At 65.0% G+C, this 18,825-nt stretch carries 16 protein-coding genes; 9 read left to right on the top strand and 7 right to left on the bottom strand.

The features are described from left to right. Positions 1-533 precede the first annotated feature (533 nt). Together RT614_RS08060 and RT614_RS08055 are read left to right on the top strand one after the other, a co-directional pair. Entirely contained in the window at positions 534-917 is a 384-nt protein-coding gene (locus RT614_RS08060) for a DUF6152 family protein (protein WP_313621588.1), read from the top strand. A gap of 19 nt (positions 918-936) precedes the next feature. Beyond that, positions 937-1,422 (top strand): DUF6644 family protein, encoded by a 486-nt coding sequence (locus RT614_RS08055; RefSeq protein ID WP_313621587.1) that lies wholly within the window; start codon positions 937-939, stop codon positions 1,420-1,422. 45 nt (positions 1,423-1,467) lie between these two features. Here the strand turns inward: RT614_RS08055 and RT614_RS08050 are convergent, their stop codons facing one another. From RT614_RS08050 to RT614_RS08035, 4 genes are all read right to left on the bottom strand, one after another. Next, positions 1,468-2,403: an SMP-30/gluconolactonase/LRE family protein gene (locus RT614_RS08050; RefSeq protein WP_313621586.1), complete on the bottom strand. Its 936-nt coding sequence runs from the start codon at positions 2,401-2,403 to the stop codon at positions 1,468-1,470. 121 nt (positions 2,404-2,524) lie between these two features. Next, entirely contained in the window at positions 2,525-2,872 is a 348-nt protein-coding gene (locus tag RT614_RS08045) for a DUF1294 domain-containing protein (RefSeq protein ID WP_313621585.1), read from the bottom strand. A 100-nt stretch (positions 2,873-2,972) separates the two neighbouring features. Then, positions 2,973-3,659 (bottom strand): GntR family transcriptional regulator, encoded by a 687-nt coding sequence (locus tag RT614_RS08040; RefSeq protein ID WP_313621584.1) that lies wholly within the window; start codon positions 3,657-3,659, stop codon positions 2,973-2,975. Between the two features lie 197 nt (positions 3,660-3,856). Further along, a complete protein-coding gene (locus RT614_RS08035) occupies positions 3,857-5,527 on the bottom strand; it encodes a thiamine pyrophosphate-binding protein (RefSeq protein WP_313621583.1) in 1,671 nt (556 codons plus the stop codon). A 259-nt stretch (positions 5,528-5,786) separates the two neighbouring features. Here RT614_RS08035 and RT614_RS08030 point away from each other — a divergent pair, with 259 nt between their 5' ends. The 5 genes from RT614_RS08030 (at position 5,787) to RT614_RS08010 (ending at position 10,751) form a co-directional block, all read left to right on the top strand. Then, the gene (locus RT614_RS08030; protein ID WP_313621582.1) at positions 5,787-6,710 is read left to right on the top strand and encodes an NAD(P)-dependent oxidoreductase; all 924 of its coding nucleotides are present in this window, start codon (positions 5,787-5,789) and stop codon (positions 6,708-6,710) included. Next, positions 6,707-7,060: a RidA family protein gene (locus tag RT614_RS08025; RefSeq protein WP_313621581.1), complete on the top strand. Its 354-nt coding sequence runs from the start codon at positions 6,707-6,709 to the stop codon at positions 7,058-7,060. The genes RT614_RS08030 and RT614_RS08025 overlap by 4 nt, the downstream gene beginning before the upstream one ends. Positions 7,061-7,088: 28 nt before the next feature. After that, positions 7,089-8,324, top strand: a complete 1,236-nt coding sequence (locus tag RT614_RS08020; RefSeq protein WP_313621580.1) for a pyridoxal phosphate-dependent aminotransferase — start codon at positions 7,089-7,091, stop codon at positions 8,322-8,324. Positions 8,325-8,514: 190 nt separating this feature from the next. Next, a complete protein-coding gene (locus tag RT614_RS08015; protein ID WP_313621579.1) occupies positions 8,515-9,309 on the top strand; it encodes a hypothetical protein in 795 nt (264 codons plus the stop codon). A gap of 119 nt (positions 9,310-9,428) precedes the next feature. Then, entirely contained in the window at positions 9,429-10,751 is a 1,323-nt protein-coding gene (locus tag RT614_RS08010; RefSeq protein ID WP_313621578.1) for a tetratricopeptide repeat protein, read from the top strand. Between the two features lie 78 nt (positions 10,752-10,829). On the opposite strand, the gene RT614_RS08005 is transcribed toward RT614_RS08010, so the two are convergent. Beyond that, entirely contained in the window at positions 10,830-12,851 is a 2,022-nt protein-coding gene (locus tag RT614_RS08005) for an alkyl/aryl-sulfatase (protein ID WP_313621577.1), read from the bottom strand. 309 nt (positions 12,852-13,160) lie between these two features. Between RT614_RS08005 and RT614_RS08000 the strand changes: the two genes are divergently transcribed. Further along, complete coding sequence (locus tag RT614_RS08000; RefSeq protein ID WP_313621576.1) at positions 13,161-13,445, top strand: hypothetical protein; 285 nt, start codon at positions 13,161-13,163, stop codon at positions 13,443-13,445. A 121-nt stretch (positions 13,446-13,566) separates the two neighbouring features. Here the strand turns inward: RT614_RS08000 and RT614_RS07995 are convergent, their stop codons facing one another. Continuing rightward, positions 13,567-13,851, bottom strand: a complete 285-nt coding sequence (locus RT614_RS07995; protein WP_313622037.1) for a metal-sensing transcriptional repressor — start codon at positions 13,849-13,851, stop codon at positions 13,567-13,569. 19 nt (positions 13,852-13,870) lie between these two features. Further along, positions 13,871-17,758 carry an autotransporter domain-containing protein gene (locus RT614_RS07990; RefSeq protein ID WP_313621575.1) on the bottom strand — a complete coding sequence of 1,296 codons (3,888 nt, stop codon included), beginning with the start codon at positions 17,756-17,758 and terminating at the stop codon, positions 13,871-13,873. Between the two features lie 135 nt (positions 17,759-17,893). Between RT614_RS07990 and rpiB the strand changes: the two genes are divergently transcribed. Continuing rightward, positions 17,894-18,325, top strand: a complete 432-nt coding sequence (gene rpiB / locus RT614_RS07985) for a ribose 5-phosphate isomerase B (protein WP_313621574.1) — start codon at positions 17,894-17,896, stop codon at positions 18,323-18,325. Positions 18,326-18,825: the final 500 nt, after the last annotated feature.

Below are 18,825 nucleotides of genomic sequence, written 5' to 3'. Positions count from 1 at the left end.
CTGTTGAGGGGGACGCGCGGCGTGGACTGGGGGCACGATCCCGAAGGGACGCGAACTGAGCAATGACATGCAGGTCTCCCGATTGGACGCGCGGATGCAGGCTCAGGCGCAAATGTCGGCATATGCTGACAATTGCCTGAACATAAAGCGACCGTTACCAAAGCGGGAAAGTTCCGCAGGGTTTTCCTGGGGGCTGGCGATCTTGTGGGAGGCGGCGCGGACTGAACGCTGGCAGTCCAGTCTTAATGTTGTTTATTGAATAGTGTCCCATCCTATTGATAATAGGCATCTTTAATTCAGAAACCAGCCCCAAACTTAAAGTAAAAAATTAAGTATGGATCGACCCAAAAAGATGAACTTCCGGTAGAGCGGCTGGCCGTCAACCATGGCCGCTCCGCCATGAAGCGACATCCACCCAGGACCCCGCTGGCTGCGAACTCGTACATAGCAGCAGGGGTTTGTCCGCTGCTATGCTCCTTCAACGGGCATCGCACGCTTCGCCCACATGTGCCCGCCACCCGAGGAGCATCGACATGAAGCTTTCCAAACGCGTACTCGCCGGATTGGCGTTTTCTGTGTTGGCCGCGGGCGCCGCGCCGGCGCTGGCGCACCATGGTTGGTCATGGGCCGAATCCGAGCAGATGACTTTGCAGGGCACGGTCGAACAGGTGCAGATTGCGCCCCCACACCCGACGTTGAAGGTTCGCGCCAAGGATGGCGTGTGGACCGTGGAACTGGGCAATCCCAGCCAGACGAAGGAAGCGGGCTTTATCGAAGGTTCGGCCAAGCCCGGTGACGCCATCACAGCCGTAGGCAACCGCGATCAGGACGCTGCCAACAAACGGATGAAGGCTGTCCAGGTCACGGTGGGCGGCAAGACCTACAATATTTACCCCAGCCGCATCAAGAAGCCTTGAGCCAAGGGCGTCTTACCCGATGCCCGAACTGCTGCGGCTCGCTCTCGAACAGCTTGAGGCCCTGCCGCCAGCAATATGGTTGCGCCGGTCCGGCACGCTGTACCTGCTTGTCAACGCCGCGCACATCGGAGCCATCGGGCTGCTGATCGGATCCATTGTCCCGCTCGATCTGCGCCTGCTTGGCGTCATCAAATCCGGGCCGTTGGCGGTTCTGGCGCCGGTGCTGGCGCGCACCGCCGCCGTCGGACTGGCGCTGGCGGTGCTGACCGGCGCCATGCTGTTCTCGGTGCGGCCGCTGGAATACCTGCAAAATCCCGCGTTTGTCGTGAAGATGGGCTTGCTCTTGGCGGGGGCGCTCAATGCGTGGGGGGTGCATCGGGGCAGGGCATGGGCCGGCGTGGTGGCCGGGGACCTTCCGACCGGCGGGCTTCGCCTGCAGGCCGGTGCATCGCTGCTGCTATGGCTGGGTTGTCTGGTCGCGGGGCGCTGGATCGGTTTCCTGTAGGCCGCCCGCAGGCGGCCGCGGGGCCGCGCAGCGGCGGGCGCGGCATCAAGGGCAGCCCACACCCTGGGTGTTCACGAACAGCCCGAAAAGGCATTGGCCCGTCACCATGAACAGCCGGTTGCGCCGCAGGCCGCCGAAACACAGGTTGGCGCATCGGTCCGGCAGCGCGATGCGACCGATGGCCGCGCCGTCCGGAGCAAAGACCATGACGCCGCTCAAGCCCGGTCCGCTGCCCCAGCCGGCCCAGACATTGCCGTCCATGTCGCAACGGATGCCGTCCGGTAGGCCAAGGTCGCCCGCATCGACGAACGTGCGCCCCTGGCCCAGGCTTGCATCCCGGTTGACCTCGTACACCAGGATGCGATTGGGCCTGGACCCGTTGTCGACGACATACAGCAGCGCCTCGTCAGGGGAAAAGCACAGGCCATTCGGGTTCTGGATGTCCTTGATAACCGCGTCCAGCCTGCCGGTGGCGGGATCCAGTCGGTACACATGGGTGGGCAATTCTGGTTCGGACTTGAAACCCTCGTAGTCATTCTGGATGCCGAAATCAGGATCGCTGAACCAGACCGATCCGTCGCGACGCACGATGACGTCGTTCGGCGAATTCAGACGTTTGCCGTCGTAGCGGTCCGCCAGCACGGTTAGCGTTCCCCCGTACTCGGTCCGCACAACCCGCCGCCCGCCGTGTTCGCAACTGACCAGGCGCCCCTGGCGGTCTCGCGTGTTGCCGTTGGCGTATCCCGACGGCTTGCGAAAGACCGACACGGCGCCCGTTTCCTCGTCCCAGCGCATGATGCGGTTGTTCGGGATGTCGCTCCAGAGCAGGTAGCGGCCGTCGCCGAACCAGACCGGCCCTTCGCCATAGCGGATACCCGTAGCTAGGAGCTCTATGCCGGCGTTGTTGAGGCGGTATTTCTGGAATCGCGAATCCAGCACTTCGATGGAAGGATCGGGATAGGTGTCGCTGGGTTCCCACATGGGACCTCCTGTGGCGGCGATGTGCGCGTCCGCTGGGCACGCGTGCATGGCCCAGCTTGAGGGACGACTTTGGCCTCGTCCATCCGTCGGCCGCACGACGCCTTTTTGCCCCGGTGATTCCTTATAACTCCGCGAGCGTCGTTGCGGCGGGGGTGCAGAGCAGCGCAAAGGCGACGACATTCAGCACCACGGTCACCCAGTAGACCCTTCGAAAGCTCGCCTTCACCGATTTGTGCCGCAGCCACTGCTGGCCGATCAGCGCGCCGGGCCATCCGCCGGCGATGGACAGCAGGTGCAACGTCCTTTCCCGTATCCGCATCCGCCCGGCCTTGGCCGCTGACTTATCGACGGCGTAGACGCCAAGCGTCAGGGCGCTGAGCGCCAGATAGGCCAGCCCCACAAAACCCGGCGCCGCCCATTTGGCCCACGCGACCCCGTACAGGCACACGAATGCGGGAATCGTGATCAATTGGAAGCTGAATCGCGCATGAGGCATGGAGCGGTCTTGACTGGGGTGATGCAGGAGGGCGGCCGGGACGCCACGGCCGGTAGCGCGGGGCCCCGGGCGGTCAAGCCCGCCGCGAGGCCTCGGGCATGTAGATGTGGGCGTAGCCCTCGCGGATGGCCGACGTGATCTGGTCCATGCGGCGGTCGATGTGCTGTTCCAGGATGGCGACGCAGTCGGCCTCGTTGCGCGCTTGCAGCGCTTCCAGCAGGCGATGGTGTTCGCGCTGGCTGGCGGGGCGATCGCCGCGATTCATGTCTATCCAGCGCACGAACCGGATGCGGGCATTGACGTTCTTCAGCACGCGCAGCATTTCGGCGTTGCCCGACATGGCCACCAGGCGTTCGTGGAAGGCCTCGTCGAGTTCGACCAGTTCCGCCACCGTGCGTTCGCCGGCCTCGGGGCCCGTGGTATCCAGAAACGCCAGCGCGTCCGCGATATCCGTGTCGGCGGCGCGCTGGATCGCCAGGCGCAGCGCCGCCACCTCCAGTGACTTGCGCAATTCGTACAGCGCGAAGATCTCCTGGACGTCGAGATCACGGCAGAAAAACCCCTTGCCGGGAAGAAAGCGCAGCAGGCCCTCGATGCTGAGGCGGTTGAGGGCCTCGCGCAGCGGGGTGCGCGAAACGCCAAGCTCTTTGGCCAGCGCCACTTCGTTCAGGCGCTCTCCGGGCTTGAAGTCGAAGTCGATCGCCATATCGCGAATGCGCAAATAGACTTTTTCGACAATGCTGTCGCTGACGGCGCTCAAGGGGTCTCCGGAACGAAGGGCAAGCAAGAGGGGCGGACCGCCCCCAACGCTATTCGAGTTTTCGCAGGCGCAGGCCTGCGAGGAACCAGGGGGTCATGGAATGTCATGCGCCGGTTGCCCAGTGGCCGCCTGCAAGGCGGCCGGGCAAGGGCCCGGGTTGGGGCGCATGTTAGTACATTCCAGACCCCCATGACGGCTTAACGCAGCGGGCCGGTGTAGTCGCGCGCGTGGGATTGCGCGCGTGGATCCAGGCGGCAGTGCAGGATGGCCGGCGTGCCGCTGGCCAGGGCGCGCTCGAACGCGGCGCTGAACTGCTCGGTCGTGTCCACGCGTTCGCCATGACCGCCGAAGGCCACGGCCATCGCGGCGAAGTCCGGATTGGCCAGGCGCGTGGCGACCTGCCGGCCGGGGTAATCGCGTTCCTGGTGCATGCGGATCGTGCCGTACTGGCCGTTGTCCACCACCACCACGATGATGGGCGCGTCGTACTGCACGGCGGTGGCGAATTCCTGGCCGTTCATGAGGAAGCAACCGTCACCCGCGAAGGCCACGACCACGCGGTCGGGGAGTTGGCGCTTGGCCATGACCGCCGCCGGCACGCCGTATCCCATGGAGCCGCTGGTGGGCGCCAATTGCGTGCCGAAGCGATGGAAGCGGTGGTGGCGGTGCAGCCACCCGGCATAGTTGCCGGCGCCATTGCAGATGACGGCATCGGCCGGGAGGCGGTCGCGCAGCCAGGTTACGGCCTGGCCGTATTGGAAGTCGCCCGGCAGGGTGCGCGGGACGTCGGTCCAGGCCCGGTAGTCGGCATGCGCGGCGGCGGCTTCGCCTTCCCAGGCGGGGCGAGCCGGCACGGCCAGCGATTGCAGGGCTTCGGCGAAAGCCTTGGGGCTGGCCTGGATGGCGAGTTCCGGCTGGTAGACGCGGCCCAGCTCTTCCGCGCCCGGATGCACGTGGACAAGGCGCTGGCGCGGGACGGGCACGTCCAGCAGGGTATAGGACGACGAGGGCATTTCGGACAGGCGGCCGCCCACAAGCAGGATCAGGTCCGCCTGTTCAACCCTGGCCTTGAGCTTGGCGTCCGGGCCGATGCCCACGTCGCCCGCGTAATTGGGGTGGTCGGCGTCGAACAGCGACGCGCGGCGGAACGAGGTGGCGACAGGCAGTTGGGCGCGCTCGGCAAAGCGTGCGAACGCCGCGCAGGCGGCTTCGTCCCAGCCCGATCCGCCCAGGATGGCCAGCGGCCGCTTGGCGTCCGCCAGCAGCGCGGACAGCCGGTCCATGTCTGCCGGGGCAGGCCACGCGACGGCGGGTTCCACGCGCGGCGCGTCAGGGACGCGGCAGGTTTCGACCAGCATGTCCTCGGGCAGGGCGATCACCACCGGACCGGGGCGGCCCTGCATGGCGACGCGGAAGGCACGCGCCACCAGTTCAGGCACGCGGGCCGCGCTGTCGATTTCAACCACCCATTTGGCGATGCCGCCAAACAGGGAGCGGTAGTCGATCTCCTGGAAGGCTTCGCGCTCGCGCATGGCGCGGTCCACCTGGCCGATGAAGAGGATCATCGGCGTGGAGTCCTGCATGGCGATGTGCACGCCATGGCTCGCGTTGGTGGCGCCGGGGCCGCGCGTGACGAAGCAGACGCCGGGGCGGCCGGTGAGCTTGCCGTAGGCCTCGGCCATGATCGCCGCGCCGCCCTCGTTGCGGCACGAGATGACTTCGACGCCGCTGTCGTACAGCGCATCAAGCGCGGCCAGGTAGCTTTCACCCGGCACGCAGGTCAGGCGCTCGACGCCTTGCGCGCGCAACTGGTCGATAAGCACCTGGCCGCCGGTGCGTTCGGGCCAGGAGGTGGGGGCGGTGGTCATGGATATGCGTCTCGTGGTTGGCGCGGATGGCGATGCGTCCGCAAACATTTTTTTGGGAAGTCCGATTGGAGGAACCGGGCGAAAAAAGCATAACACTTGACTGCATTCACAACAATCATCATCATCTGTATACAGCAAGCAATACAGTGAATCGACCTTGGGGTTTTGGCGCCGCCGGAACCCCCAAAACCTTTCAGGCCGGCGCCTTTTCCCGAAGGTGGCCAGCGACCCCGACGACCCAAATGAACAGGAAATCCGCATGAAAGCTGTCTTCATCGATGCCAACCCCACGCTCGCCGCCGTCGCCGAACGGCTCCACCAGAACGACGACCCCGCGCTGCGCATCAACCGCCAGCCGGATATCACCTCCGAGCAGATTCCGGCAGCGCTGGGCGATGCCGAAATCATCATCGTCGACCATACCCACCTGCCCACGGCTATCGCCCGCCAATGCCCGGCGCTCAAGCACGTGGTCTTCCTGGGCACCGGCGCGCGCTCGTACATGAACCCCGAGGAACTTGCCGGACTGGGTATCGAGGTCCACATCATCAAGGGCTATGGCGACACCGCCGTGGCCGAATGCGCGTTCGCGCTGATGTGGGCGGCGGCCAAGGGCTTCGCCAAGATGGACCGCGGAATGCGCGGCGGCAATTGGCTGCGCACCGACGCCGTGCAACTTACCGGCAAGACGCTGGGCCTGGTCGGCTTTGGCGGCATCGCCGCCGAGATGGCGCGGCTGGCGCAAGGCGCCGGCATGAACGTGCTGGCCTGGAATCGCAGCCCCAAATCGCACGCGGGCGTGACGTTCGTCGAACTGGACGAGCTGCTGGCGCAGAGCCACGTCGTTTCGCTGCACCTGCTGCTGAATGACGACACCCGCGGGATGATCTCGGCGGATCGCATCGCCGGCATGCGTGACGGCGCCATTCTCGTCAACACCGCCCGCGGCGCCCTGGTCGACGAAGCCGCGATGATCGCCGCGCTGCGCAGCGGCAAGCTCGGCCATGCCGGCCTGGACGTGTTCGACGTCGAACCCATGCCGGCCCAGCACCCGCTGTACGAACTGGACAACGTGACGCTGTCGGCCCATTCCGCCTTCCGCACGCCGGAAGCCAGCGACAACCTGGTCCAGGCCGCCCTGAACCATTGCCGCCGCGTGTCGGGGCAGGGGAAGCAGCAATGAGCCAGCCCATCACCCGGCTTGACCAGAATGCGCGCCGTTCGCGCGCGGTGATCCACGGGGATACCGTCTATCTGGCCGGCCATACGGCGGCCGACCGCAGCCAGGACATCGGCGGCCAGACCCGCCAGGTGCTGGCCGCGATCGACCAGATGCTGGCAGAGTCGGGCACGGACAAGTCCAAGCTGCTCAACGTGACGATCTGGCTCAGCAACATGGCGCATTTCGCGGGCATGAATGCGGTCTATGATGCGTGGATCGTCCCGGGCCAGGCCCCCGCGCGCTGTTGCGGCGCGCTGGAACTGGCCGCGCCGGACATCCTCGTCGAGATCATGGTCACCGCGGCGCGTTGAGCGCCCCCATCAGCAGGAAACAGTTCCCATGTCCCAAACCGAAGCAATTCAACCCGCCGCGCCGTTGCGCCGGGCCCGGCGCATCTCCGCCATCGAAGTGTCCGAGATCCTGCGCATCGGCGCGCGCGCGGCCCAGCTCAAGCGGGAAGGGCGCGACGTCATCGTGCTGGGCGCGGGCGAGCCCGACTTTGACACCCCAGACAACGTCAAGGCCGCCGCCGTGCGAGCCATCGAGGCCGGCGAAACCAAGTACACGCTGCTGGATGGCACGATCGCCCTGAAACAGGCCATCGCGGCCAAATTCCAGCGCGAGAACGGCCTGACCTACGGCGTGGACCAGATCACGGCCGGCGCCGGCGCCAAGCAGGTGATCCACAATGCGCTGATGGCCACGCTAGACGAGGGCGACGAGGTGATCGTCGTCACGCCGTACTGGACGTCGTACGCCGACATGATCACCATCGCCGGCGGCAAGACGGTGCAGGTGCCCGGCCGCGAGGAAAACGGCTTTCTGCTGGATCCGGCCGACCTGGAGGCCGCGATCACCTCGCGCACCCGCTGGCTGATGCTCAATTCGCCGTCCAATCCGTCGGGCGCCGCCTACGACGAGGCGCGGCTCCGGGCGATCGGCCAGGTGCTGCTGCGCCATCCGCACGTGTGGCTGCTGGCCGACGACATCTACGAGCACCTGGTCTATGACGGGTTCGCCTTCAAGACCATGGCGCAGGTCGAACCGCGCCTGGCCGACCGCACGCTGACGGTCAACGGGCTGTCCAAGGCCTACGCCATGACCGGCTGGCGCCTGGGCTACGCGGGCGGTCCCCGGGAACTGATCGCGGCGATGGCCGTGGTGCAGAGCCAGAGCACGTCCAATCCCTGCTCCGTGACGCAGGCCGCCGCCATCGAGGCCTTGAACGGCCCGCAAGAGGTCCTGGCCGACAGGCGCGCGTCGTTCCTGCAGCGGCGCGACCTGGTGGTCGACGCCTTGAACGCCATTGAAGGCATCCGCTGCCGTCGTCCCGAAGGCGCCTTCTACACGTTCGCCAATTGCGCGGGCGTGCTGGGCAAGCAGACGCCGCAAGGCAAGCGCCTGGAAACGGACGCCGACTTCTGCGCCTATCTGCTCGACCATCATGACGTGGCCGTGGTGCCCGGCAGCATCTTCGGCCTGGCGCCGTACTTCCGCATCAGCTATGCGACCTCGCTGGCGCAATTGAAGACGGCGATGGAACGGATTGCGAACGCGGTGCGCGCCCTGCAGTAGATAAAGGGCGGGGCGGCTGCCGGACAGGCGCCGCCCCGAATGCCTGAATATCGCGATGTCTCCCGCATTGCCAGCATCCGCAGGTTGCACGTATCGTTGCGTCAGCCCGCGCGACATTGCATCGGCTCGCGGCGCCGAGCGGCCAGACCGGGACGCTCAACCTCTCGATGAGCGGACATCCGAGGTCCTCATGAACTATTCGTATCTCCTGGCGGGTCTGGCGCTGGTCTTCTTCGTCGGATTGTTTGTGGCCATCGCGATCGGCAAGGTGTTGGGCAGAAGCCTGGACGAGAAGGGCGGGGCAGGCGTCGCCGCCATCGAGGCCTCGGTGTTTGCGCTGCTGGGCCTGCTGGTGGCCTTTACCTTTTCGGGCGCCGCGCAGCGCATGGCCGAAAGGCGCGACCTTGTGATCCAGGAGGTCAATGCAATCGGCACCGCCTGGCTGCGCATCGATCTGCTGGAACCCGAGGACCAGCCGCGGCTGCGGGATCAATTTCGCGGGTATGTGGACCAGCGGATCCTGTATGAGCGCCACGTGGCCGACCTGGACGCGCGCGTGGGCATCGCGGCCACGGCGGGAAAGATGCAGCAGGATATCTGGAAGGCATCTGTCGTGGCGGCGCGCAACCGGGTGCCGCCGGCGCTTGCCGCCTCGTACATCGGCGCCGTCAACGACATGCTCGACTCCGCCACATCGCTATCCGCCGCCCAGAAGGTGCATCCACCCATCGTGACCTACGTCTTCCTGGGCTTCCTGGCCTTGGTGTGCGCCTGCCTGGTGGGCGTGAACCTGGCCGCGTCCCGGCAGCAGCACACCCTGCTGCACCAGGTCATCTACGCGGTGGTGATGACCGCGGCCTTGTACATCATCATCGACTTTGAATTTCCCCGGATCGGCGTGATCCGGATCGACCAGACCGATGCGTTGCTGGTATCTCAGCGTGAATCGATGACCGACCCTGCCCGGCCGACAGGCAAACCGTGACGCCCTTGCGGGCCTGACACCGGTGCGCCTGTACTAGCGCAACTGCGCTTTGCCGCCGTTCCACTTCCGTGCTTAATATCATCGAAGCCCGTCGCGGGGCGGCACCCAGGGAGGCAACCATGGCGCTGAGCGATGTGCGGGGCAACCCCGTTTCCACGGATGAGCAGGGCTCGCTGGACGCCTACGAGCGTGCCCAGACCCTGTTCCACGGCTATTACGGCGATCCCTTGGGGATCATCGATGGGGCGCTTGCCGACGACCCGGTCTTCGTGATGGGCCACGTCCTGCGCGCCGGGATGCTGATCACGGCCAGCGACAAGTGCGTAGAACCGATGCTGCGCGAAAGCGTCGAAGCGGCCGAGGGCCTGTACGACATCGCCAACGAGCGCGAACGGCGCCATATCGCCGCCGCGCATGCCTGGCTGCACGGCGAATTCTCCGTTGCCTTGCGACGCTACGCCGACATCCTGATCGACTACCCGCACGACACGCTGGCCCTGCAGGTTGGACACATCGGCGACTTCCTGCTTGGCCGCTCGACGATGCTGCGCGACCGCGTGGCCGGCGTCCTGCCCGCCTGGAACAGCCAGATGCCGCACTTCGGCTATGTGCTTGGCATGCATGCCTTTGGGCTGGAAGAAACCAATCTGTATGCGCAAGCCGAGGCCCAGGGGCGGCGCGCGCTGGAACTGAACCCCCGCGACCCCTGGGCCGTGCATGCGGTGGCCCACGTGCTGGAAATGCAGGGAAGAGTCGAGGAGGGCATCGCGTGGCTCGACGGCCGGCGGGGCGATTGGTCCACCGACAACATGCTGTCAATCCACAATTGGTGGCACCTGGCTCTTTTCCACCTGGACAGGGACGAGATCGCCAAGGTCCTGGCGCTGTACGACGATCGGCTGCGTGAAACCTCCACCGGCCAGGTGCTGGACCTGATCGACGCGTCGGCCATGCTCTGGCGCCTGCTGCTGCGCGGCGTGGACGTCGGTGCGCGTTGGCGCCAGCTTGCTGATGTCTGGCGGGAACGCGGCGGCAAGGGCTACTACGCCTTCAACGATGTGCACGCCCTGATGGCGTACCTGGGCGCCGGCGACGACGCCGCTGCGCAGCAACTGATCGACGACATGGAAAACGCCGCGCAGGAAGGCGGCACCAACGCCATGATGACGCGAGACGTGGGGCTGCCAGTGGCGCGCGCCCTGGTGGCGTTCGCCCGCGAAGACTATGCGCTTGCCGTCAGCCTGCTGCGCGATGTGCGCCTGATTGCGCATCGCTTCGGCGGCAGCCATGCCCAGCGCGACGTGCTGGCGTTGACGCTGGTGGAAGCGGCCCTGCGCGACGGCGCCCGCGCCCTGGCCAAGGTGCTTACCGCCGAGCGCATGGTCCTGAAGCCCACCAGCGAGGGCAACCGCCAACTGGCTTCGCGCGCCGCGGCCCTGTAGCGTCTTCGCCTGGCGGCCACGCCGATACCATCTGGCAGCCGCGACGCGACGGGGCCGGCCTGAGCCGGCCCCGTTTCGCTACGGCGTGACGATGTTGAACCAGAACTCGAAGTTGTCCAGCGACGCGAACATGTCCGTGATCTTTTGCTGGTCTCCGCTGACTTTGACGTCGCCCTGGGCGAGCGCGTCTTTCAAGGTGAGTTCCTTGAGCATCATGCGGTTGAGCGTCTCGCGGCTGAGCGACATGCTGGCCGTGGGCTCCTTGGCCTGTTTGCCCTCCGTGTGGTTCAGGACGCTGTTCACCATCTCCAGCGTGTACTTCTGGTCGGTGTCGGTGAAGTCCAGGTTCAGCACGACGTGCTTGCCAGCCGCCTTTTCGCGGTTCAGGCGCACCGCGAAGTAATCGAACAGCATGTCGAGCGTCATCGCGCGCACGGTGTCGGGGCTGGCCGTGTCGGGCACCGGCAGCTTCTGCACGCCTTCGCGCAGTTCCTTGGCGCCCGTCAGGTAGAAGTTGCGCCATGGTCCGCTTTCGGCCTGGTAGCCCATCTGTTCCAGCGCGTCGGCCTGCAGATTCCGAGCCTCGAGGTTGTCGGGATCGGCAAAGACCGCATAGTTCACGACTTCAGCCACCCAGCGGTAGTCGCCTTTCTTGTAGTAGTCGCGGGCCTTGGCCAGAATGGCGTCGACCCCGCCCATCATGTCCACGTACCGCTTGGACGCCTCTTGAATCGGCAGCGTATGCAGCGTCGCCGGATTGCCGTTGAACCATCCCAGATAAAGCACATACGTCGCGCGCACGTTGTGGTTCAGGGAGCCGTAGTAGCCGCGGTTCGAAAACTTGGTGGCGATGGCCTCGGGCAGCTTGACCTGTTCGGCGATCTCTTCCTTGTTGTAGCCCATGTTGGCCAGCCGGAGGGTCTCGTCGTTGATGTAGCGGTACATGTCCCGCTGCAGGCCCAGCTGTTCCTGGACCTGCTGCTTGCCCCACACCGGCCAATGGTGCATCGCGTACATGACTTCCACGTCGTCGCCCCACAGCGCCAGGGCTTCGTTCAGGTATTTGGACCAGGCCAGGGGATCACGGATCTTGGCGCCGCGCAGCGAATAGGTGTTGTGCAGGGTGTGGGTGGAGTCCTCGGCCGTGTTCAGCGCCTTTTTCTCCTTGATGTAGTACAGCATCTCGGCGGGCGCCTCGCTGCCCGGCGCGTAAAGGAATTCATAGGTCAGGCCGTCGATCGTACGCGTTTCGCCCGTCTTTTCGATGATGTCCGTGGGCGGGATCAGCGTGACCGTGCCGGCAGACGTGGTCGTGCCCAGGCCGGCGCCTACCTGTCCGGTGGCGCTGGGCGGCAGCAGGTTGCCGTACATGTAGCTGGCGCGACGGCTCATCGCGGTGCCCGCCATGACGTTTTCCGCCACGGCGTGCTCCAGGAAACCCAGCGGGGCGTAGATCTTCACCGTGCCCGCCTTGACGTTCACCTCGTCCACCACGCCGCGCACGCCGCCGTAATGGTCCACGTGGCTGTGCGTGTAGATCACGGCGACCACCGGCTTCTTCGGCCGGTGCTGGTAGTAGAGATCCAGCGCGGCCTTGGCCGTTTCCGTCGAAATGAGCGGGTCCATGATCGTCAGGCCTTCCTTGCCTTCGACGATCGTCATGTTGGACAGGTCGTAGTTGCGGACTTGGTAGATGCCGTCCGTAACCTGAAACAGTCCGGAGATGTTCAGCAGCTGCGACTGACGCCACAGGCTGGGGTTGACGGTGTCGGGCGCGGGCGCCCCTTCCTTGATGAAGTCGTACTTGGTCGGATCCCAGACCAGATTGCCCTGGTCGCCCTTGATCATTTCGGAGGGCAGGGGGGCGATGAATCCCTTGTGCGCAAGTTCGAACGATGTCTTGTCCGCGAAAGGCAACGCCTTGAGCAGCGCCGCATTCGCCTCTTTCGTGGCGGGCTCCGCGGGTTTGGGAGCATCTGCCGCCCCCGCGGGCAGCGCCGTCGCGAGGGCCAGGGCCAACGTCGTCAAGACGGGCGCCAGCCGCCGGCGGGGAAACGAGAAACTGGCGATGGAGGGTACGGCTCGAACGACTTGCATCATGCTGTCGACTCCAGGCAAAAACATGAAAAACCAGCCGAGGGTTACGGCCTGATCACCAGAATTGCTGTTATCCAACTTATGTGCGGAACGAAGTGCTGGAACGCGAATGGTGCGCGGAGACGGGCGCGGCACGCTGGAGGGAGAAGGCCGGGCCTTTCGCAGGAACCAATAGGACGTCGCGTCGAAAAAGACGTCCGATCGAATAAGACGCCGGATTAGGGTGCCGGAAAGAATCTAGACCGTCAACGCATCGGGAGAAAAGCCGCGCCCGCAACGCCGGTTTCCTGGACCGGCTCGCGGCAGGCTTCCATGGGGGCACTACCCGGCTTCCAGCGCGGCATTACCGGACGGAACACGACCCTGGGCAATAGCGCTTTTGGAATTCTTGCGCAAAGCATAGGCGGAGGCGGCAGTATGGTCGGCGCCAGCCAGGGCGTGGCGTTCGACTATTCCCGGATCGGGCTAAGTTGCGCGGGCGGGACCTCCGTCTGGGGCAGCGGCGGCTCGGTGTCCATTGACCTGCCGGCGAGCACCGCGATCACCACCTCGGGCACTGGCTCGCACGGCGGCCCAGAGCCAGGGCATCACCAGTGATGGCACGGGTGCATGGGGTGGTGGTGCGTGCTGGGAATGAACAGCCAGGCGTGGGAAGCGCCCAGGGCGCGCAACTCGGAAAACGACAGCATCGGTACGGACCCTACAGGTACTTGGTGATTTATTTGAACTCATCGATGGTGCGCTGGCTGTCCGCGTCCAGCTCGCCCACGGCGTCTTGCAGGCAGTAGTCGATGTGGTCCTGGATCAACATCTTCTTGGCCTGCGAGATCGCCATTTCGACGGGTTGGATCTGCTGGGCCAGTTCACGGCAGGAACGATGCTCGTCCATCATCTGCAGAATGTTGCGTGGATGGCCTTCGGCGCGCTTTAGGCGCTTGGCGACCGTATCGTCGCAGACGACGTAGACGAGCGCTCGGCGGGATGGCGAGTGGCGCTTTGCCAGGCTCCCGCCCGGCCCTCGTTCAGAACCGCCAGTTCATCCGCAGCGTCCCGGCGTGCTGCTGATTGCCGCCGCCATATTCGCCGTCGTACGACAGGGTGAAGGCGACTTTGCGCGACGCGCGCCATTGCCCCGCCAGTTCCGTGGCGAGGGCGTTGCGGGCAATCGGCGCACCTGCCACCGTAAATGCGTCGCTGCCTGCGAACGCCAGGGTCGACGCCGGATTGATGTCGCCAAAGGCATGACGCCAGCCGGCGCCCGCCGTGAGCGCCAGGGTGTCCCACTGCATCGTGCCGCGCAGGCCCAGGGTCGTCGTCGTGGTCTGGTCGTGCTGGCTGTCCCCCGACAGGGCCGCGTCGCCGCCGGACTCGCTGAAGCCGCGCACGCGCTGGTCGTTGAACGCCACGCCGGCGTACGGTTCCAGCAGAATGCGATCGCTCATCGGCACCCCGTAGCCGATTTCACCGAACAGTTGGCCGGTGCTGGCGCCGTAATCGGCCGTGAGCTTCTCGTTGATGCCGGAAAAGGCCACGGTGCGTTTGCTGGAAATGTCGTGCCAGGTATAGGCGGCGCCCAGCAACAGGTTGATGTGACCCGGGCCGGCGTCAAAGCGGCGCCCGCCGTACACGGTGGCGCTGTAGCTGTCGATGTCGCTCTGGCTGTTCAGGTCGTCCGCCTTGAGCTTGCTGTTCGTGACGCCAACCGCGCCGCCCAGGCGCCAGCCGTTGCCAACGGCGCGATCCGCGCCGGCGTAGACGCCGCCGGTGTGCTGGCGCACGCGGGCGATGCCGTCATCACCGCCGCTGCGCTGCCACTGGCCCACGACCTGGGCCCAGGCGGGAGGGGCGTCGGAGCCGGGCAGGGTGGACGCGGACAGGGGCGCATCGCTCATACCCGCGCTGGCGGTGGGCGCGCCAGGCTGGAGCGTCCCGCCCAGGCCGCGCCGAAGTTGTGCAAGCGGAATCACGCGGGCATTCGCCCCGAGACCGGACAGGGCGCCCGCCGTGCTGGCATGCGCTTCGCCGGACAGGATGGTCAGCGCCTGCGGCGGAGCGCCAACCGGCAGGCCGATCACGATCTTGGAAATCGGATGGTTTTCCGGCAGCGACTCCAGCGCCACGCCAACAGCGTGCTGATTCGGCGTCTCGGCCAGATCTTCAAAGCGGATGGGCCGCGAAATGGACGGAGGGGCGACAACGATAGGCGAGGTTCCACCCGGCGGCGTGAGCGGAGGGGTGACCGGAGGATCGACAGGGGGGTTGACCGGAGGATTTACGGGCGGATTGACCACTGGCGGGGTGATGTCGCGCCGCACCAGTTCAAGATCCACCGCCTTCGGGTCGCTGTAATCAAGCTTGGCGGTCAAGTACGCGTATTCGGAGCTGATGCTGGTGAACTGGCCCTGCACGGGGTTGTCGGACGACAAGATCGTGTATTTGGTGTTGAGCGCGAAACCATCGCCCACGCCAACGTGGAGCAGATTGGCCCCTTGCAGGGATGCCGTGCCGTTCACCACCAGGCGTCCGGGCGTCCCGTTCGGATCGGCGCGCACCGCAACGGTGGAGCCCGACTGGAGGTTGGCGTCGCCGCTTACCTTGAAAATGCCGCCGCTTAATGCAAGAGTGCCTCCCTGCTGCACCTCCATCGCGCCTACCGTGCCGCTGCCGGCCAACGTCGCGTCGGGATTTACAGTGACTTTCCCGCCCAGACTCGCGGTGGACGCCAGGTTCAGGGTGCCTTGCTGCACGAACGTCGAACCGCTGAATGCGCTGCTGTCTCCCGTGAGTTCGAGCGTGGCCGAGCCGCGCTTGGTGAACGACCCCACGCCGCTGATCTTTCCCAGGTAGCGACCGGGCTGCGAGGCGTCAAGGAAAAACCGAGAAACGGGCGTAGTTGTCTCCACGTCGCCCTGGAAGCGGTCGGCCGAGGCGACAAGCCCGCCCATACGGATTTGCCAAGCCAGTTCGTTGCGGCCGGTCAGGGTCAACACGCCGTTCCCGTCTTTGGCCATAACTCCGTACTGGTTCTCCAGGGCCAGGTAGTTGCCACCATGAGTCATGTCGTTATATATCTGGATCAACACGTTGGCCTTGCTCTTGATGGTCTGCGGCCACACGGCAGAGCCCAGGAAGACCCAGCCGTCCGCCGCTTCCAGCGTATTGAAGTTGGAGGGGCCATTAAGAAGCAGGGTGCCCGAACCCTCTTTCCTGAGCGTCGAACCGTCCACGCCCGCGGCGACCGACAGTTCGCTGCCGCTGGCGACATCGATCGTGCCGACTGCGCCTGTCAGCGAGAGGATCGCGTTAATCGATGCCAACCTATTGGGCGTCGTATAGGCAAGCTTGGCATCGCCCAGCTTGATCGTGGTTGTCGCGCCGCCGAACTGGATGCCATCCGTAAAGTTCAACGTACCGGATTTCACTGCCCAGTTCGATTGCGTAACCGACACACCCGTAAGTTCCCAGGCGCCGGTTCCCGTCTTTTCGAGATTGGAAAAGCCGCTGTACAGCATGCCCAATTGCGACACGTCGAAGCTGCCGCCGGCATTCCCGCCCAGGGCAAGGACATTGCCATTTCCGGTACTACGAACAGTGCCCTGGAAGCTGTAGCCGTCCCGCAGCTCCAGACGCCCGCCATCGCCGGACATGAGCACGGCATCCGCTGGCAAGCCATAGCCGGTGGTACCGCCTGCGATCGCGCCGGAAGTGATCACGGAGCCAGGGCCGGTCATCACAACGGCGACACCGTCGAACAAACTACCGGAGTAGGCCGCGCTATCACCTCCGCGGATGGTCCCGGTGTTCACCAGTGTTCCGCCAGTCATGGAAACGCCTGCACCGGCCGACTTGCCGTCGCCGCCGCGAATGAGACCTTCGTTCGTCAGGGTCCCGTCAGTCATGGAGACGCCGACGCCGCCGGAGGCGTTCATGATAGCGTCGATGGCAAGCCTTCCTGAGACGCCGCTATTCCCACCCGTAATGACACTGCCCGGCCGGTTGTTCAATGTCCCGCCGCCCAGGAGCACACCTGCGCCCCCGGCCCCCGCCGGCGCCTCGGAGGACACGGGGGGACCGCCCGTCGTGCTGTCGCCGCCCTTGCCGCCGTAGATGAAGCCTCGGTTCTCGATCGTGGTCTGCGCCGCGAGAAGGGCGTTGATCCCGATGCCGCCAGCACCGCCGCCGCCCGCCCGACTGAAGTTCACGGAAGAGCCGCCGCCGTTGCCGCCCAGTCCTCCGGCAACAACGCTATGGTTCGTAAACAGGAAGTTCCTGGTGGAGAAAAGTTCTATCGCATCCCCGCCGCCACCGCCGCCGCCAGAGCCCGCTCCCAATGTCGTCGCCTCGATGGCGCTCGGATCACTACTGCCGCCATTTCCGCCACGGCCGCCTACGATGCTCCCGCCCGCCGGGGAGATGAAGTTTTCCAACCCGTCGATGTCAACGCTGACCCGCAACCCCGTACCGCCACCACCGCCGCCGCCAGCGCCCCGCGCTCCCAATTCCCCTGTACTGCCATCGACGCCGATTCCTCCGCTGATCGAAATGACGCCCAGGTCTCCAGATGCGAACGGCCTGGTCTCGCGTCCCCACATCCCGCCAGAGACTGGGGTGCCAGCGGTGCCTGCCGCTCCACTCTGCCCATTGCCCGACATGTAGCTGCCAGCGCCGCCTTGGCCAGCATCGCCGCTGGGCGCGCCGCCCGCGTTTTCCGCCAGGGCGGGCGCGCCGGCGCATGCGAACAAGGCAGCCAGCGCCGCAGCGACAGGACGTAGCGAGGGAAGCGCGCCTTGGCAGAATGCAGAGTCCCGACGAGCGTTGCAAAGAATGGGCATATCAACCTCTTGTGAGGCAGACGGGATGTCCGCCAGGATGTCGACGTGTCGGTAACATTTACCGAAAAATAGTTCCATTTGGATATGCGACCGTCGCAAAGATGACCGGGTTAGCAGTGGAGGGCGGCTCAAGGCTTCCAATCGACACGCTTTGATCCGACTGGTGCTTCAGCCTGGTAGTCTTTAGTCCCCCTGAACCGGCAAGGAAGAAACGTGCGAATTGCTATTGCATCCGACCACGCGGGATACGCCCTGAAGGAACGGCTGAAAAAGGCGTTTTCCGCTGTCGATTGGCTCGATCTGGGCACTGATGGTGAAAATTCGGTGGACTACCCGGAGTTTGGCTTTTCCATGGGTCAGGCAATTACGAGTGGTCTGGCTCATCGAGGAATCGTCATTTGCGGGTCGGGCATTGGCATCTCAATTGCCGCAAATCGCTTCCCGGCCGTCAGAGCAGGCCTGTGCACGGACGCCGCCATGGCTCGCCTGAGCCGTCAACACAACGATGCGAACGTCTTGGCGCTGGGCAGCAGGGTTACCGGCTTCAAGGTTGCCTGCGACTGCGTCCGTGCATTCATGGATACCGCATTCGAAGGCGGACGCCATCAACGGCGAATCGATATGCTGAGCGAGCCGAAAGCGTGAGCGGCGCGCTCGGCGGCAGTGCCAGGGCAACGCGATTCGATTGCGGTGTCCTGGCTTTATGCGTCGCTCGCGATATCCGACGGCCGAACTGAATACGGCATCGCGAATGCACGAGCACTAACCAAGTGGATCGTTGCGCGGGGATGTTCAGATCATTGGAGAAGAGCCGGTGGCGGCTACCAATGGGGCGCGCGGCATGGCGGCCGAGGGGAGTCGTGTAAGAAAAACTCCAATATCGTACTTTACATAATACACATTATGCGTACTACAGATAGCCAACCGGGGGCTCAGACAAGGTTGAGATCATTGGCGGCGCTTCCCTGGCGTCCAGGTCCATTTACGGAGTGACTTTCTGCATAAGTAGCGCGCCAAAGAACGCCTGGAACATCTCTTCGCTGTCGATGCAGTCCAGTCGTCGAAGCCAGCGTTTCTTCTCTTGAGTTCGTGACCCGTCCTGGCATAGGTTGACACCTACGGGACGGTATCCGTAGCAAGCTACG

This window comes from Achromobacter sp., from assembly GCF_032102605.1.
Classification (GTDB): domain Bacteria; phylum Pseudomonadota; class Gammaproteobacteria; order Burkholderiales; family Burkholderiaceae_B; genus Achromobacter.
The sequence above is the reverse complement of the archived record's forward strand: the minus strand, read 5'-3'. Positions and strand labels throughout refer to the sequence as shown.